Source organism: Dyadobacter sp. LHD-138 (genome assembly GCF_030929615.1).
GTDB lineage: Bacteria > Bacteroidota > Bacteroidia > Cytophagales > Spirosomataceae > Dyadobacter.
Window position 1 is genome coordinate 334,466 of sequence record NZ_JAVFVU010000003.1, and the last position, 16,697, is coordinate 351,162.

Here is a 16,697-nt window from a genome sequence, read left to right on the forward strand (position 1 = left end):
ACTTTTTAAATTCGACGAATATTTTTTGATTAAAAATTTATTTTTATTGTTTATCAATAAAATTTGATATCTTTGGCACATCAACATAAATTTGAACAATGATGTCAAAAACAAACAACTTCATATTTTGGGGCTTATATATTGTGGCCTGGCTCATTTTTGTCGGCCTGAGCATTGAAGCAGGAGGCTTAATAGTAAATTTCTTTTTCAGTCTGTATAATCCTGAATTTGTCCAAAATCTTTATCAAAAGTTGGACTTAACTGAAATGCATCAAGACAGTAGATTAGCTTTTTTCGGTGTCTATAGCTTTATTCTAACCATTTCAATTTTAAAAGCTTGCCTATTTTACATAGTTATCAGACTAATGCACACAATGGATTTGTCAAAACCATTCAACACTTTTGTTGCGAGACAAATTTCACAAATTAGTTATTACACCCTTTCAATTGGATTGTTAAGTTACATTGCCAGACAGTTGGCTAAAAATTTAACGCATCACGGTTTGGTTACCGACAACTTAGACCAATTTTGGGCAGACAGCCAAGCATTTATTCTGATGGGGGCTGTAATATATATTATTGCGACTATTTTCAAAAAAGGAGTAGATATTCAAAACGAAAACGATTTAACTGTTTAGGCTATGGCAATTGTAGTAAATTTAGACGTTGTAATGGCTAAACGAAAAATGTCACTTAATGAACTTTCCGACAAAGTTGGATTGACTTTATCGAACCTTTCCATATTAAAGACAGGAAAAGCAAAGGCAATTAGATTTAGCACTTTGGAAACAATTTGTAATGTATTAGAATGCCAACCAGGTGACATTTTAGAGTATGTTAATGACGAACAAAAAACAACGACCCGTTACAAGGGTTTGATCTGACAGTTGAGTTTTTTAGGTATTACTCAAAAAATGAATTTGAGAAGGGGCCGGGAGATTCTCAGCCCCTTTTTCATTTCCGTCGACCTGGCTATTCCTGACAAGTTGCTCTCCATCAGAGCTCGTTTCCGCTTTACCAGGCAATTTAAAGTGATCACTTTTACCGAAAAGCTCATTGATGTTTTTGCTTTTAGCAATTGCTTTACTGTCTAAAAAAGCCTGCAATGGTGTTAAATAAAACACTTTCTTAAAATCCTTTGCTTTTTTCTCTAAGCATTTTCGCGCCAGGTATCCGGAATATGCCAAAAAATTGGTTTGGAATTCTATCAGCCGTTTCCTTCTCTTCTGGCGTGACACACCTCAGATCCAATAATTTATTCAAAAAAGAATAGGCCGTTCATCCTTTCCGGCGTACTAAAGCCATACGTTCTTTTACTTTTCCTTCCGTTCCTCATCAATGTGCTTTTGACCATAGGGCCGGAAACTGGATTTTATTCCACAAAGATTTATACCGAAATCAACGGTACACAGAGGAAATGGAAAGCATTTAACGACAACACTTCCGGCAATATAGTCATGCACTAATCTCGTTGCCCAAAACAACAAAAAATACACTAAACCTGATCACCAATGAATAACACTTTAATGCATAAACTGCTTACCCGATGCTGTGGGTTACTATCCGGCCTAGCGATCCTGCTCCTATTGCATAGCTGTTCCACAGAAAATGCGCTGATTAAAAACGGGAAGAGCGATTACAAAATATTTATTTCCAGCAGCGCTTTGCAGCCGGAGCACTACGCGGCGGCTGAATTACAAAAATACTTTCATAAAATCAGTGGTTATACCATGGAAATCGTCCATGAAACCAAACCCGGAGATAAGCTGATCTACATTGGTTTTAGCGGGGCTCCGGAATCACTTTTGAAAGATCTGAAACCTGCCGGTTTTGGAAAAGAAGAATACATCATCCGTTCGGATGGCAACAACCTATTCATTGCCGGTGGCGGAACCAGGGGTACCCTGTATGGTGTACTGGGTTATTTGTCTGATTATCTCGGGTGTCGCTGGTACACGCGTGACGTAGTCAAAACACCCGAACAGACCACCATCACGCTAAGCAAAATAGAAGACCGTCAAAAACCGGCTTTTGAATATCGTGAAGCCTGGTACCACGAAGCCTATGACACTCAATGGGCACTCCACAACCGTCTGAATCCGAGTACCAAACCCATACCCGACTCACTCGGTGGCAGCTACATCACCTACCCTTTCGTTCATACCTTTAATAATCTCTTGCCACCTGTTGAATATTTTGGCGCGCACCCCGAGTATTTTTCGGAGATTGCCGGACAAAGAAAAGATTCACAGCTTTGCCTGACCAACGCGGAAGTCCTGAAATTGGCGACAAAAAAGGTTTTTCAATGGATCAAAGAGCATCCGGAAGCCAATGTTTTCTCCATAGACCAAAATGACGGAGAGGGTTATTGCGAGTGTAAAAACTGTAAGGAGATCGACGATAAGGAGGGAAGTCATTCGGGAACATTGCTCACTTTCGTGAATCAGATCGCCGATACTGTTGGAAAGGTTTATCCTGAAATAAAATTACAGACACTGGCCTATGCCTATACTGAAATTCCACCTAAAACCATTCGTCCGGCAGACAATGTAACCATTCGTTTATGCCATTACAATTATTGCTCAGCCCATCCCATTCAAGGTTGTAATCATCACAAACCGTTCCGCGATCGGCTGGATCAATGGAAAGCCATTTCCAAACGTATCACGGTCTGGGATTATTTCACCGATTTTGCACATTATCTGATGCCTTTCCCAAACTTCGGGGCGATGAAACAGGATGTTAAATTTTATGCAGATCAGGGCGTTATCGGCTTATTCGCGCAGGGAAATAATGTACCCGACAATGGCGGCGGTGAGTTTTCGGAACTACGGGCGTGGGTATTTTCACAATTGATGTGGAATCCGGATCAGGACGGACAAGTACTGATTGACGAATTTGTAAATCAGGTTTACGGAGACGGAGGGAAATATATTGGCGCATACATCAAATTGTTACATGACCAGGTAAAGCCCGATAGTGTTTATTTCAGCATCTGGTCACAACCGACAGAGGTCAATTATCTAAACCCGGAAACGATACATCAGGCAGACAGCCTCTTTGCCCAGGCTATCCAGGCTACCTCCAAAGACATGGCCACGGCGGCACGTGTGGAGCTGGCCTATTTGCCCGTTTTATACTCCAAACTTTATTTCTACTCCATCGGCGGAACGGCTTATTTAACCGGAAAAGATATGCCGGAAGCATTTGCCCGTTTTAACAGGATCATCAAAAAACACCAGATCAAGGCGATTGGCGACGTGCCCCAAACCTATGGAAATCTGGACAAGTTTCTTGAAAAAATAGAGGCCGCCACAACATTCACATTTTATAATGACTGGTTGATTACGGGCCCCTTCGACAATGAGGATCAAAAAGGATTGGGGACAATATACGGTCCCGAGAATGCATTTAATGCCAGTCAGTCGTTTATCGGAAAAGGAGGCAGTAAAGTGGCCTGGCGAAAACATGAAGACAAGACTTCGGGCTATGTCGATTTCAGCAAGTTGTTTACACCCTCCGAAAATGTGGTAGCTTATGCCCGCAGAACCATTCATCTTCCCGAAGCCAAAACCATGAAATTTGGGATAGGCAGTAATGACGGAATAAAGGTATGGATTAACGGAAAGCTTGTTTTGAACCGGCCTGTTTCCCGCAAGGCCGAACCCAATCAGGATATGGTCACGGCTCCTATGAACAAGGGGGAAAACACGATTCTGGTTAAGGTAGATCAGCTGAAACGCGGGTGGGGATTTTACCTGACAGAGCAAGCGGGGATTTAAGCAAGTAAAATCGTCCCTGCCAGATCTGTAAAAGGTCTGGCAGGGTTGACTTACTACAACGTCCAGGGGCAAACCGGCTGATCAATCAGCCGGTTTGCCCCTTCGTCGTCTACAAACATACGCCCCCGACCCTATAATCCCTTTTGTCAACTGATCACTGGGTGGTATAAACCCTTTAACCCAATGCATGCCGGGGCACAATGGAAAAGACTGCCAACGAGGTCAAAGAACCTGCAATAAACTTCCTTCTCGAATTCCACTACTATTTTCTGTTTGGACGACCGAAGGTTTTAAGTATGTGAATGAAAATATTTGATAGAATTAAAGTGATTAATTTACTTAATTTCAAGAAGTTAAACCAATATTAAATATATTCAGGCACTGAATTATTATTACCAGGCATTATTGGTGTCACCTCTTCGAGGTTAATCGTTTTTTGGGATCGGCCTTTGGCTATAATACTATCATCCCTTCGGGATTGTTAAGCCAGCGTCTATTTTGGTGGCTGATCGTTTTGAAAATGAATACGATCATGATAGGCAATAATCTCTACCCATTAACAACAATCCCGAAGGAATGAAAGTATTGTAGAAAACCAATCAACCATCTTTGACCCAAACCCTGAAAGGGTGATGTGACCAAATTAAAGACCAACTAAATTCATTTAAAAACTTATTCGTAAGAAATCACTGGTTAGTGCCAGCTCGTCGTAAAGGAATAGTGGCCGGAACCTACGGCATACACCGATGCTCCGTTTTCTGCCCTCAGCCAACGAATACCAGCCACATCGGCTATCGGCCTGCCGCCTTCCTGAATATGGCTGGTATCCATGGATGGAAGCCATACTTCTGCAACTGTATTGGCCGGAATACTGACATCCAGTCTGAACTGATATTGCTCAATACGCCAGTTGCTTCCGATACTCCCCCGGATGGAATTATAGCTGCCTTTTGCCCAGGTTAAATCACCGGCTGGCTGCGGTTTGATCTGCACCCGCTCAAAACCAGGCTTTAACGCATTAATTCCCAGCAAAGAACGATAAAACCATTCGATGACCGATCCGAACATGGGATGGTTTTGGGAGAAAACCCCGTCGGAATAAGCCCAGGTTTCCCAGATCGTAGTCGCGCCTTTTTCCACCATATATCCCCATCCCGGAAAATCCCTTTTGTTTGCAATACTGTAAGCAAGGTCATTGCGATTTTCATTACGCAGCACATCAAACATCATTTTCGTTGAAAAAATGCCCGTTGCCAGATGTCCGTCTTTGCGATCAAACTCTCTTTCCAATATCTCAAATGCTGCCTTTTTCTCTCCAACCGGTGGAAAATCATACCATAAACCAAATATTTGGGCAGCCTGAGTCGCATTGTCAAACCTCCCTGTTTTGGGAACATAGAATTTTTCCAGAATCGCCTTTTCCACGCGGTCCGCCAAACGTGAATATTTCAGAGAATCATCAGATTTTCCCAATACTCCTGCAAATTCCCCCATCAGTTTCAGGTGGTGATGGTAAAATGAAGAAGCCGTAAGCGCTTCCGGTTTGGTATCCAGCGATTCATGATCGCTGATGTCCCGATAAAAAAGATGACTGTCCGCTTTTTTCCTCAGGAATTCAATCTGTTTCTGAAACTGTGCATAATTTTCTTCCAGAATACGCTTATCTCCATAAAAATCATACAGTTGTTTCATCAGATAAGGATAGGCCAACTGCCAGCCCAGCGGTCCCGTTCCATCCCCCTGGCCCCGATCCGCAATACCGATGTATGGAGCGGTTTCAGTCAATCCGCCTTCTTCCCGCTGATCATTGGCAAAATCATGAACGGCCTTTCTGTAAAAATTAGCCATGTCATAGCTGTAAATAAATGATTCCGCCGTGCCAACGATATCACCGCCATAGCCAAATTTCTCCCGGGCCGCACAGTCCGACTGAACGCTGAACACATTGCTCAAAAATGTCCATTTGCTCATTTCATTCACCTTGTTGAACATTTCATTCGAACAGGAAAAATCACCCGATTCTGGCAGGTCCGCACTCAGGCGAAGTCCTTCCAAGGCATTTAAGGCGGGCTCTCCAGGCCAGCCGGAAACCTCTACATAGCGAAATCCATGGAAAGTAAAACGGGGCGACCAGACTTCAACCCCGCTCCCTTTTAACGTATAACTATCCTCCTGCCAGGCCACTTCGGGTGCCCCAGGCCCTCCTATTCCTTTTTGTTTGATCTGCCCCGCTACCGTTGTCAGGACATTAAGTGATCCGTCAGGATTTAGTTCTTCCCCGTAACGAAGGGTAATTTTTCGTCCTGACTCCCCTTTTACTTTGATCCGCGCGATTCCTGCAAAGTTTTGTCCCATGTCAAAGATAAAAGTACCCGGTTTAGGTTTAGTGATCCGTACCGGTCTAACGATTTTTGTAACCCGTACCGGCGGCTGCATTTGTACGGTTAATGTACCGGCTGGGCCTTGCACGGACACCGCCTTTTTCCAGCTACCCGAAGCCTTACCCGCAACATTCCAACCCGTTTTTTCCAGACGCGCATCGTAATGTTCTCCCAAGTACACATTATTTAAGACCACCGGTCCGGGCGCCGTGTCCCAGGATTCATCTGTATTGATCCATTCCCGGGTTCCATCCCCATACTGAATCAGAATCTGGGCTTTCACACAAGGTCTTCCGTTCTTTAATACGTCACGCAAATTGAACTTCCCGAAAAACCGGAGTGGCAGTGGATTATACCAGCCATTGCCCAGCATAATTCCAGCCGTATTATCTCCCTGTCTGATCAGATCAGAAACATCGTATACCGTATAGAGTACCTGTTTTTCAAACGTTGTCCAGCCGGGATCCAAAATGTGGTCACCTACTTTTTTTCCATTAAAATAGGCCTCATAATAACCCAGTCCACTGATATAAAGTCGGGCACTGCTCACCCTTTTCCCCGCTTTGAAATTCTTTCGAAACAAAGGCATTGCATCTTCTTTGTAAAAATCCTCGTCCCGCTCGCGCTGTTTACTGCCATCCCCGATCCATTTCGCCTGCCAGTCTGTCTCCCTGGTCATCGCCGTTTCAAACCAGGCTGGTTTACTCCAGGCCGATGCCTTTCCATGCTGGTCATAGATGCGTACCCGCCAGTAGTAACGCGTAAATGGCTGGAGCGCTTTTCCATGGTAGGTGATGTGCAGACTATTGGCCGTTTGGACTTTACCACTTTCCCAAATTTTCGCCTTTGAAACTTCCAGCTCGCTCAGCTTATCACTGACAAGAACCTCGTAAGCCGTCTGCATTTGATTTCTTTCGGAAGAAACCACTGTCCAGCTTAGCCCTGGATTTTTTGCTTCTATTCCCAGCGGGTTTTCCAGGTACTCACAAGTGAGTTTTCCAGGTTGTATCTCTGCCTGTGCCTTTTCTCTAGGCAAACAAATCGCAGAAAAAATGGCCAGCGCAAAAAAACGTGTTAAATCGAGCATAAAGAGGTTGTGAACGAAAAATAATTTAGTATTTCAAAGTGTATGACTTTCCTTCTCGGGGTAAAAATGTGTTTTTTTTCGTGTGTGTTTTTTCACGACGCTTTTCGTTTATATAGCAGTAGCCGTTTCAATAGCTTTGTTATAATTACCCAGGTTTATTTAAATTTCACGCCTTCGGTAATTCCCTTCCAGGTATCCGTCCGGAAAGGCACAGCGGGAAGATTCGCCGCATTAAAAAGATTGGCCTCAGCATTATCATCCGCCCACCCATATCTTACCGCTACGGGATGCGCAACCTGATCGCAGGAAAGTATGACCTTATCGCCCTGGATCTCCCCTTTTGCCAAATGAAATTTCTGGTCCTCCCCAGCCACTTCAAAACCCGTCAGATACCCATATCCCCCAATGGCATGCAGTCCGCCCGCCACGTGTCCGAAGCTTAGCGTAACTTTATTCCCCGTAGTCTGCATCGTTTGATACACAGGCCCACTGGCTTCTACATTTTGGCCATACGTATTTTTCAAAGCACTCAAAGCCAACCTTTTGCCTACATCCTGCTTATTCCGCGGGTGAATGTCCGTGGGATTTCCAATGTCCAGCGTCACTGCCATACCCGTATTCGGCGAGGTTGTCAAAGTCATGGTTTGCGCCTCCCGCAATTCCGCCCACCTGCTTCCCTTTTGGCTATTGCCTTTGGTGTCCTCAAAGCTGGCCAGTTGAACAAAATAAAAAGGGAAATTTCCACCACCCCATTTTTTGCGCCAGTCTGCTATCATCAATGGAAAAGACTGGCGGTATTGATACGCCCTTCCGGCATTGGATTCGCCCTGATACCAGATCGCCCCCGCAATCGCATAAGGCACGAGCGGTGCAATCATTGCGTTGTACAGCAAAGTCCCGGCAGTATTAGGGCCAACAAACTGACTATTATTGACAGACGACTCAATATGGTATTTCCACGGACCGGCCAACGCCAGGTTAAAATCGTCTTTCCCTATATAAATCTGTTCCGCCTTTCCCCGGATTCCACCATCTCCGCTCTTGTTTTCGAGTTTTACGGCAATGGTATTTTCACCCGATTTCAGTACAGAGGAGGGAATAATATACTGACGATTCTTTCCTTTCAGGTTACTGGATCCCACTTTCACCCCATTGATATACGTGACATCCGCATCATAAATCACGCCCAGACTTAGGATGAGACTCTCTCCCGAAACCTGTGCAGGAAGTGTAAAATTTCTTCTAAACCACAGAGTCCCATCAAAATGAGGCAGCAATTCCCGGTCAAAGGCTTTGGGTAAATCCATGGTTTTCCATGACTGATCATCAAAAGTTTCCGTCGACCATTTGGCCACTTCCGCCGGTTCAGGAAAACCCCCGTGTTTCTCTACAATCAGTTCATCTAATTTTTTCTTTTTGATACTATTATAATCCGCTATCGTAGTCGGCAGCTTCGCTACGGCTTCCGAAAACTCATCGAAACTGTTCATCCCTTCTTTACTAATCCAGCTCTCAACCTGCGTACCGCCCCAGGAGGTATGGACGAGTCCGATGGGAATCTTAAGTTTGTTGTACAATTCACGGGCATAAAAATAGCCCACAGCAGTAAAACGAGGGGCATTTTCGGGTGACGTCACTTTCCAGTCTCCGGCCTTAATATCCTCCAGTGGAGAAAGGCTCATGTCCTTTGGAACCTCAAAATGTCTGATTTCGGGATAATTCGCATTTCTAATTTCCTCTTCGGCATTGTTGGTCAGCGACAGAGGCCATTCCATGTTCGATTGTCCCGAGCATATCCAGACTTCTCCGATCAATACATCCGTAAAAGTTATTGATTTCTTTTTTCCACCGACTTTCAGTTCATAAGGTCCTCCCGCTTCGAGCGCATCCAGACGAAGCATCCATTTCCCATCCTGTCCCGCCTTACCCGTTTTGATTTGCGCAGTTTTCCCTCCCATAGAAAGCTGCAGCGTTATCTTCTCTCCCGCATCGGCCCATCCCCAAACCGGAACAGGTTTTCTGCGTTGCAAAACCATATTGGAACTGAAAATTTTGGGAAGTCTTACTTCCGCCAAAGCTTGAAAACTTAAAAACAAGAGGAAAATGAAGCTTGCCGATTGTTTCATACCAGAAATGATTTTGAAATGCTTTGTTAAAATTATCTCTTCAAATAATGCCCTGCCAAACACAGGGGAAGTACGCTGGGAACTGCAACACCGGCTATTGCTTTATTCAAATCTTTTCACAGTTTGTCTGCTCAGGATGTCATAACACCGGGATTTTCGCCGTGCCTCATATCTTTGTGCCAATGATGTGACCTTGGAGGAAAGGCCCTATTCGGCTCATAAAAATGCATTTATTTTTTAGCCTGGATATTGTTCCGAAAATACGAACTGCTGCTCCGGAAATCCGGAGCAGCAGTTCGTAGATCTTAAGAGATCGCTGTAAGCACTTCATTTATTTTCTCGTCTTTTTTGACTTCTTGGTAGTGCTATTGGCAAAACGGTTTAATAATATAATGCGTGATAAAAATCTATTGTGCATTCATTTCTCCAATTTCTTTTACGATTTCAGTAAAACAGGCAGATAAGTCAACCGGCTTATCAATACTTCTTCACCGCGTAACCGGCGTAGAGTATGTTCATGTCGTTGCTCTCAACCAAACGGAACTTTTGTCCAAGTTCCACAAAAGTCCATTCCCCTTTAACCCGCTTTCTAAGATAACCCAGCATTTTAGGAATCGATACATTAGGTTCGGATCCTCTGTGTTCTTTCCAGTCAAAACCGTTTTTCGCTAAAAGGTTTTTGATTTCTTCCGGCTTGATAAACATCTTCCATACATGCAGATTAGGCGGCATAAATGCCCATCGTTTCCATTCCTGCCAGATCTTAATGGCTACAACCTTGCTGATAAATGTCCTGTTGAGTGTGTCATAAAGGAAAACACCATTGGGTTTAAGCACTCTTGAAATTTCAGAAATTACCTTGGGCAAATCGGCGACGTGTTCCAGCACATCGCAGCAAAACACGCAGTCGAACGACGCGTCAGGATAAGGAAGCTGCTCCCCCGTTCCCTGATCATAAGTGATGTCAAGCCCCATGGCTTTGGCATGACCAGCCGCCGTGCGGATCGACTCCTCTGCGGGATCGATACCGGTCGTGATAAACCCCATCCTGCAAATTTCTTCGGTCAGGATTCCACCGCCGCTGCCCACTTCAAGGGCTGTTTTGCCTTTGGGGTCAAAGTTCAGCTTCCTTAAAGCATCAGTGGCGACACCTACCCGCCAAGGGTTTACAGACGTTTTTAAGATGTGCAAAACATTCTCCGGATTCCACCACAGGTCGCCTTCTGCCTTGTAAAGGTCGTTGTCTATTTGGCTATAAATTTCTGGTGCTATCTTTTCCATTATTATTTTTTCGATTAGTTGGAAAAAAAGTCTTTCAAGCGTCCGTCGGAACACCAGACGCCTTTTTCACGAAAGGTGCTGTATTACTTAACGGCAATGGCGGCACTGGTCGGCCCCGCCAGAGGCAGCAATGAAGTGGAACTGAATCCCACTTGCTGAGCCCACCGGTTAAAGTCGGCCAAAGTGTAGTCGAAGCCCGTGCCTGTTTCGATCAGCATGTTTAAACTCATCAACAGGCCGAAGACATTGGCCCTTCTATCGTCGTCGATGACATTTTCTATGGCTACAAAAACGCCTCCTTTGGGCAGCGCAGCGTACGCACTCTTCATCAGGCTGAGTTTTTGCTGCTCATCCCAGTCATGAAGAATGTTGCCCATAACCACCATATCGGCCGTCGGAAAAGCATCGTTAAAAAAGTCGCCCGATACCGCCTTGACCCGGCCATTTAAACCGGATTTAGCAATTTTTTTCTCCGCAATGGCGGTCACACCCGGTAGGTCCATGCTTATGCAGGACATATGTGGCTGATGATTGGCAACCACCATGGAAAGTATGCCGCTGGAACCGCCTGCATCGGTCAGCGTTTTGTATTTTGAAAAATCGAACTTTTGAGCAAAAGCCATAAATGCCCCGACCTGAATGCCGGTCATGGCGTTCATAAAGCTTTCCAATTGTTCGGGTGATTTGTAAATTGCATCAAACAGGTTCTCCCCATGTTTGGCTTCGTTTTGGGGCATACCGGTTCTTAGTCCTTCTTCCAACGTTCCCCAAAAACCGTACAGGCGATTGTTAAGCATTTTGAGTATTCCCCCGACATAAGTTGGTTTTTTCAGGTCCAGAAACAGATCGGTATCAGCTGTGTTGGAATAAGCGGCGGTTTCCAGGATGCCCGTACGGTTCAAAAAGCCAAATCCGGTGAGCGCATCTAAAAAATCGAACATATTTCGGTCGCTGCAATGCAGGTTCAGCTTTTGTTTCAGCTGGGCGGCAGTCAGCGGACTGCTTTCAGTTAGCAGGGTAAAAAGGTCGAAGTCGACGGCAGCCAACAATACTTTGGATGCCCAAAAGCCGGTACCTATTTGAAGGATACCCGCGGGTGAAGGTTCGGTAGACTGGTTCGTTGTCATCGTTTCTAGTGAAATAGTTGAGGTTGTAAATGTGCCAGGATCAAACAGGGCTAAGGCGTAAAACCCAGGTAGCAAACATAGGAAAGGGCATGGAGAAAGAAGTGGACGATCTGCCCAAAAAGGTGGACTATTGTTTCAACCGCCTGAATTCGGTCGGGGAAACGTCAAATTCTTCGGAAAACAACCTGCTGAAATACTTTGGATCTTCAAATCCCACTGCATAAGCTACTTCGGAAATGCTCTTTGGGGTGGTAGTCAGCAGCTGGCGGGCCTGCGTTAGGCGAAGGGTGCGATCATAACGCGTCACTGACATGCCCGTCAGGGCGATCATCTTCCGGTGAAGTGAAGAGCGGCTCATACCGATCTGTTGGCAAATCGTTTCCATCGATGCCGGATTATTTCCACAATGCTCTTCCAGCGCTGACCGAAGTCTTTGCAAAAACAAATTCTCCAGTGACTCATTTTCCTCGACCGGTGCCAGGTCCGACTCAGAAGATCCCATGACTTGCCGGCTGTAATATGCTTGTAACCTGCGGCGGGATTGTAGCAGATTATTCAGCACCACCTCCAGCTCTTCCCGTTGAAACGGTTTGGTCAGATACGCGTCGGCGCCACGCCGAAGTCCGGTGATCCTGTCACCCGCACCAGCCCGGGCAGTCAGCATGACGATGGGGATATGACTGGTCGCAGAGGCGTTTTTCAGCGTATCGCACAATTCATAACCGTCTTTCAGGGGCATCATTACATCGGTCAGGATCATATCCGGGATGTTTTCCAAAGCCAGATCAATACCTGCCTGACCGTTGTCGGCCCGAATGATGTGGTAATCGGTGTTTAAAGATGAGACAATGTACGCGGAAACATCCTCATTGTCTTCCACCAGTAATAGAACAGGTTTTTCTTCCGCTGCTTCACTCCTCACGGCAGTCGCTTCCGGCATGTCAGGGATGCCGGGAATAGGTTCCGTCTGTGGCAGTAAAACAAATGGAGCGTGACGGGTCCGCCGGAAACCGACAACAAACTCGGCACCCTCACCGGGTACACTTTGAACCGACAGTCTACCCTGCATAAGCGACACCAGTTCGCGTACCAGTGCCAGGCCGATGCCGGTCCCACCAGTTTCGGAAGCTGGCTGGCCGGAAACCTGAAAAAACCGGTCGAAAATCAGCGGTAACTTATCGGCCTCGATACCCGGCCCGGTATTGCGGACATAGATTGAAATCCATTCCCCGTCCGTTGATTGCACCGGCGAAACGGCCTCGTAATATCCCTCGTTCCTGAATGACCCTGCGTTTTCACGGTGGCCGTTGTCATTGGCCGTGGGAACCGTAGCCAACCGCAGGCAGACCTGGCCACCAATTGGCGTAAATTTGATGGCATTGGTCAAAAGATTCGATAAGATATCTTGCAGTTTATCCTTGTCAAAATCAGCTTCCAAGTCCCGTTCATCGGAGCGGAAATGCATTTGAATGTCCTTGGCCGCCGCCATGGTGTCAAAAGACTCGGCTACATAACGTGCGAACCTGACAAGATCGGCCCGGATGGGTTGCCAGGACATTGCCCCGGATTCGAGTTTGGAAAGGTCCAGGATCTGATTGATCAGCCGCAGCAGACTGCTTCCGTTCCGCTCAATCAAGTCGGCCACCCGACGGCTCCGCTCCACAACCTCATGAGGTCCAAATCGTTTCAGCTCCGAAGTCATGCCGAGAATAACGGTCAACGGTGTCCGGAACTCGTGGGAGATATTGGCAAAAAAGCGGGATTTCGCTTCATTGAGCTGATGAAGCGACTTCGCCTGGCGCTCAATGACTTCTTTGTCGTGCTCAATACGGGCGGTAGCGCGCCTGATCTCCGCTTCGAGCCGGAGTTGTTCGTGCTGATGGTTCCAGATTCGCCATTTAAACCAACCCCAGATGCCGACAAACAACAGGAGTATTGCTAACACTACAAACCAGGTCTGCAGATAAAAAGGCCGCCTGACATTAACCTCGATGGTCAGCATATTGGCCGACCGTTGGCCGTTGCCTGCCTGCGCCCTGATCAGCAACTGGTAGGTTCCAGCGTTGCGTTGCCCCAAACAACTGGCAAAAAGGTCCTGTGAATGCTTAAACTCCTGAAGAATCCGCCCGTCAGCGATGGCCCAAATGGTATTACGGATGGTTATCTGATGAATGGTGCGTTCTTTGAACCGCGAAAGACGGACATAATTCAGGCCCGACTTAGGATGATAGGACGAAAGTATGGCCTGATGATAATTTGTAAAAAATATAGTCCCGTCCGTACTGCCCAATAGGCGCTTCGGAAAATCCAAGTAGCTAACCGTATGCTTTTTACCGAATTTTTTTTCAAAAGGAATGGTCGTACCCGTCAGTGGATTGAACAGGAAAATCCTTGACTCACCATAAGGGCCCAGGAGCCATAGCAATCCATCAGCATCCTGGGTAATGGATTGGATATCATCAAATACAAGTCCGTTTCGGTCTTTGGTGAAGTTGGTGAAGGTTTTCCCATCGAAGCGGCTAAGCCCAAACTTAGTCCCGAACCACATAAATCCCTGTCGGTCCTGAAAAATGGCATTCACCTCCCGGTGCGCGAGACCATTCTCCGGGCCATCGTGTTTTACCCACGCCACGTAGGGGCGGACGGCGCTCCGTCGGGCGGAGCTCCGCTCGACCGCACCCGGTTGGGCTTTTGCCAGAGTGCACAGCAAAACAAATACGCCAGTTATGAGACTCGCTGTTTTCACAAGATTGCGTAAATCTGAAAAGGAAACAGATCGGATCTATATCCTCAACTTGAAGATAATATGTAAATTCGAGGAAACGTCGATGACGGAAAATTTAGTTCTAAAATTTCCGTCATCGGCCATTTTTAGGATAGGACAAATGAAACAATTTAACTAAAAACCGTCATGTTTTAGAGATGTAGAAAGGCAGGCTGAACCTCCGTGATACATGCTGATTGACTACCGTTGCACCGGCAGCGTTGCCCGCTGCGGTTTGATAATTGATCTTTTGCGGCTCCTGCCGCCCGCGCACGTTTAGTGTAAAAGCCAATAAGGCAAGCAATAAATAGTACGACTTTATCATAAGATTGTTTTGAGTTAACAAGTTAAAATGTCGTCTGTGTTACGCTACTGCAAGTTCGCAGCAAAGCGGTGGACATTACTGAACCATCCGCCATCGAAGTCATTTTTCAGGATCAGTATTTAAGAAATCAGGACCATGTTATTTAAAAAATTCGTTATTTAGATGGCTCAAATCCCGAATGCGAAAAGTAAAGCAAGGGATGAAATTAAACACTATGGCAATCTAAACATCTACAACAATGGCAAAACAAATTTTCATCAATCTGGCAGTAAAGGATGTTAACCGCTCCATGGAATTTTATACGAAAATGGGGTTTGGCAACAATCCGCAATTTTCAGACGATACGGCAAAATGTATGGTGTGGAGTGAAGATATCTTTCTGATGATTATGACACATGAAAAATTCGCATCCTTTGCGACCAAACCTATTGCGGATACAAAAACGGGGCTTGCCGGGTTGTTTTCCCTATCGCTGGATAATTTGGATGAAGTAAACAGTGTCACTGAAGCAGCATTGAATGCTGGTGGCACAGAGCCGGTGGAAATAAGAGACTACGGGTTTATGCAACAACGAACCATAGAGGATTTTGACGGCCATACCTGGGAACTGTTTTATATGGATGTAACAAAATTTCCGACTGAACAACCTGCTGAATGAAAGTTAGCTAACATTAAAGCCACGGATGTGCGGAAAATTTTTAAAGGTCCGTCCGTGGCGACATTTTTGATCGTAGTATCGAAAACTATTGTATAAAATTTATATGACTATCCGTTACTTATACTATTTGTTAAAAATAGCTATATTGTAGTAGTTAATCTAACGCAATATACTTATGAATCTGAGTAAGTTTTTTGAGAAATACCCTGATGAAGCAAGCTGTGTTGAAGCGTTCAAAAACAAGCGTCTTGAACTTGGGGTTGTTTGCCAAAATGTGGCTGTACAGAGCATTATTTCAGGAAGACCGATTATAAATTTGAGCGCAAAAAGTGTCACAGTCGTAAAAGCTCACGGGCTGGGACAGTCATGGAACAAACCAATTTACCCTTTAGGTATTGGCTGATTTGCATAGAATTAATGACTATAAGTAAAAAGAGTTTTTCCGCATTAGAAATGCAACGCATGCTTGGTCATAAACGCTATGAGCCTATCTGGTACATGATGCATAAAATCCGTAGAGTAATGAGCAAGCGAGACAAAAAGTATCAGGTCAAAAATTGAGGTGGTCTAGAAAAGCGGCACGCTTTTTTGCATAAAATTTGCAAAAATGGAGAGTCAAAAAGCGAACAAAGGACGTCGCAGTTACGAACCCGATTTTAAAGCCGAAATTCTAAGAATGCTGATTTCAGGGAAAAGTGTCAAGGAGGTTTCTGAGACCTTTGGAATTGCTAAAAATCTTCTGTATCGTTGGAAAACGGTATCAAAAATGAAGACAAAAGCTAAATCCACCGAGTCTGAAAGCAGCGTCAAGCTTATAGCCGAGATTGCAAAGCTCAAAGCTGAGAACGCAAAGCTAAAAACTGACCGAGAAATCCTAAAAAAGGCCTTGGGTCTCTTGAGTTCGTCCGATTAAGAGACGTCTATGACTTAGTGTCCTCTCTTGCTAAGAAGCACAAAATAAGCTATTTGTGTACACTTTTTGAAATAAGCAGAACAGCATATTATCGATACAAGCGAGGTAAAAGTTATTATGCGGACAGTAAGTATAATCGTCCCAAACATGAGATTCGGATCGAGTTTATCAGAAATATGAAACGCTATGGCAGCCGGAGAATCAAGGCATCCTTAAATCAAAATGGTACAAAAATCAGCCGTCAGAAAGTGGC

General features: G+C 45.3%; 12 protein-coding genes and 2 pseudogenes. 8 read left to right on the forward strand and 6 right to left on the reverse strand.

Annotated elements, in window-relative coordinates; translation table 11 throughout:
* Window positions 1–98 precede the first annotated feature (98 nt).
* From RB622_RS02755 to RB622_RS02770, 4 genes are all read left to right on the forward strand, one after another.
* Complete coding sequence (locus tag RB622_RS02755) at window positions 99–638, forward strand: DUF2975 domain-containing protein (RefSeq protein WP_308044968.1); 540 nt, start codon at window positions 99–101, stop codon at window positions 636–638.
* Window positions 639–641: 3 nt separating this feature from the next.
* The gene (locus tag RB622_RS02760; RefSeq protein ID WP_308044969.1) at window positions 642–884 is read left to right on the forward strand and encodes a helix-turn-helix transcriptional regulator; all 243 of its coding nucleotides are present in this window, start codon (window positions 642–644) and stop codon (window positions 882–884) included.
* A gap of 30 nt (window positions 885–914) precedes the next feature.
* A complete protein-coding gene (locus RB622_RS02765; RefSeq protein ID WP_308044970.1) occupies window positions 915–1,094 on the forward strand; it encodes a hypothetical protein in 180 nt (59 codons plus the stop codon).
* A gap of 417 nt (window positions 1,095–1,511) precedes the next feature.
* Window positions 1,512–3,782, forward strand: coding sequence for a DUF4838 domain-containing protein (locus RB622_RS02770; RefSeq protein ID WP_308044971.1), 2,271 nt, complete (start codon window positions 1,512–1,514; stop codon window positions 3,780–3,782).
* Window positions 3,783–4,475: 693 nt separating this feature from the next.
* On the opposite strand, the gene RB622_RS02775 is transcribed toward RB622_RS02770, so the two are convergent.
* The 6 genes from RB622_RS02775 to RB622_RS02800 all read right to left on the reverse strand — a co-directional run bounded on the left by RB622_RS02775 (window position 4,476) and on the right by RB622_RS02800 (window position 14,873).
* Window positions 4,476–7,250, reverse strand: a complete 2,775-nt coding sequence (locus RB622_RS02775) for a family 78 glycoside hydrolase catalytic domain (RefSeq protein ID WP_308044972.1) — start codon at window positions 7,248–7,250, stop codon at window positions 4,476–4,478.
* 155 nt (window positions 7,251–7,405) lie between these two features.
* On the reverse strand, window positions 7,406–9,376 hold the full coding sequence (locus RB622_RS02780; protein WP_308044973.1) for a sialate O-acetylesterase: 1,971 nt from the start codon (window positions 9,374–9,376) through the stop codon (window positions 7,406–7,408).
* Between the two features lie 477 nt (window positions 9,377–9,853).
* Window positions 9,854–10,657 carry a bifunctional 2-polyprenyl-6-hydroxyphenol methylase/3-demethylubiquinol 3-O-methyltransferase UbiG gene (ubiG, locus tag RB622_RS02785; RefSeq protein ID WP_308044974.1) on the reverse strand — a complete coding sequence of 268 codons (804 nt, stop codon included), beginning with the start codon at window positions 10,655–10,657 and terminating at the stop codon, window positions 9,854–9,856.
* An 83-nt stretch (window positions 10,658–10,740) separates the two neighbouring features.
* Complete coding sequence (locus tag RB622_RS02790) at window positions 10,741–11,784, reverse strand: methyltransferase (protein WP_308044975.1); 1,044 nt, start codon at window positions 11,782–11,784, stop codon at window positions 10,741–10,743.
* 127 nt (window positions 11,785–11,911) lie between these two features.
* Entirely contained in the window at window positions 11,912–14,494 is a 2,583-nt protein-coding gene (locus tag RB622_RS02795; RefSeq protein ID WP_308044976.1) for an ATP-binding protein, read from the reverse strand.
* Window positions 14,495–14,693: 199 nt separating this feature from the next.
* Window positions 14,694–14,873 (reverse strand): hypothetical protein, encoded by a 180-nt coding sequence (locus RB622_RS02800; RefSeq protein ID WP_308044977.1) that lies wholly within the window; start codon window positions 14,871–14,873, stop codon window positions 14,694–14,696.
* A 238-nt stretch (window positions 14,874–15,111) separates the two neighbouring features.
* On the opposite strand from RB622_RS02800, the gene RB622_RS02805 reads away from it, so the two are divergent.
* The 4 genes and pseudogenes from RB622_RS02805 to RB622_RS02820 all read left to right on the forward strand — a co-directional run.
* Window positions 15,112–15,531 (forward strand): VOC family protein, encoded by a 420-nt coding sequence (locus RB622_RS02805; RefSeq protein ID WP_308044978.1) that lies wholly within the window; start codon window positions 15,112–15,114, stop codon window positions 15,529–15,531.
* Between the two features lie 175 nt (window positions 15,532–15,706).
* A pseudogene (locus RB622_RS02810) lies at window positions 15,707–16,086 on the forward strand (IS1595 family transposase); the annotation flags it as partial.
* Between the two features lie 52 nt (window positions 16,087–16,138).
* Window positions 16,139–16,444: a transposase gene (locus RB622_RS02815; RefSeq protein ID WP_308044979.1), complete on the forward strand. Its 306-nt coding sequence runs from the start codon at window positions 16,139–16,141 to the stop codon at window positions 16,442–16,444.
* 53 nt (window positions 16,445–16,497) lie between these two features.
* A pseudogene (locus tag RB622_RS02820) lies at window positions 16,498–16,697 on the forward strand (IS3 family transposase); the annotation flags it as partial.

Coding starts and splice junctions, on each gene's coding strand:
- RB622_RS02775 (WP_308044972.1), bottom strand. CDS start 7,250: ATGCTCGATTTAACACGTTTTTTTGCGCTGGCCATTTTTTCTGCGATT.
- RB622_RS02770 (WP_308044971.1), top strand. CDS start 1,512: ATGAATAACACTTTAATGCATAAACTGCTTACCCGATGCTGTGGGTTA.
- RB622_RS02780 (WP_308044973.1), bottom strand. CDS start 9,376: ATGAAACAATCGGCAAGCTTCATTTTCCTCTTGTTTTTAAGTTTTCAA.
- RB622_RS02800 (WP_308044977.1), bottom strand. CDS start 14,873: ATGATAAAGTCGTACTATTTATTGCTTGCCTTATTGGCTTTTACACTA.
- RB622_RS02760 (WP_308044969.1), top strand. CDS start 642: ATGGCAATTGTAGTAAATTTAGACGTTGTAATGGCTAAACGAAAAATG.
- RB622_RS02805 (WP_308044978.1), top strand. CDS start 15,112: ATGGCAAAACAAATTTTCATCAATCTGGCAGTAAAGGATGTTAACCGC.
- RB622_RS02765 (WP_308044970.1), top strand. CDS start 915: ATGAATTTGAGAAGGGGCCGGGAGATTCTCAGCCCCTTTTTCATTTCC.
- RB622_RS02790 (WP_308044975.1), bottom strand. CDS start 11,784: ATGACAACGAACCAGTCTACCGAACCTTCACCCGCGGGTATCCTTCAA.
- ubiG (WP_308044974.1), bottom strand. CDS start 10,657: ATGGAAAAGATAGCACCAGAAATTTATAGCCAAATAGACAACGACCTT.
- RB622_RS02755 (WP_308044968.1), top strand. CDS start 99: ATGATGTCAAAAACAAACAACTTCATATTTTGGGGCTTATATATTGTG.
- RB622_RS02815 (WP_308044979.1), top strand. CDS start 16,139: ATGGAGAGTCAAAAAGCGAACAAAGGACGTCGCAGTTACGAACCCGAT.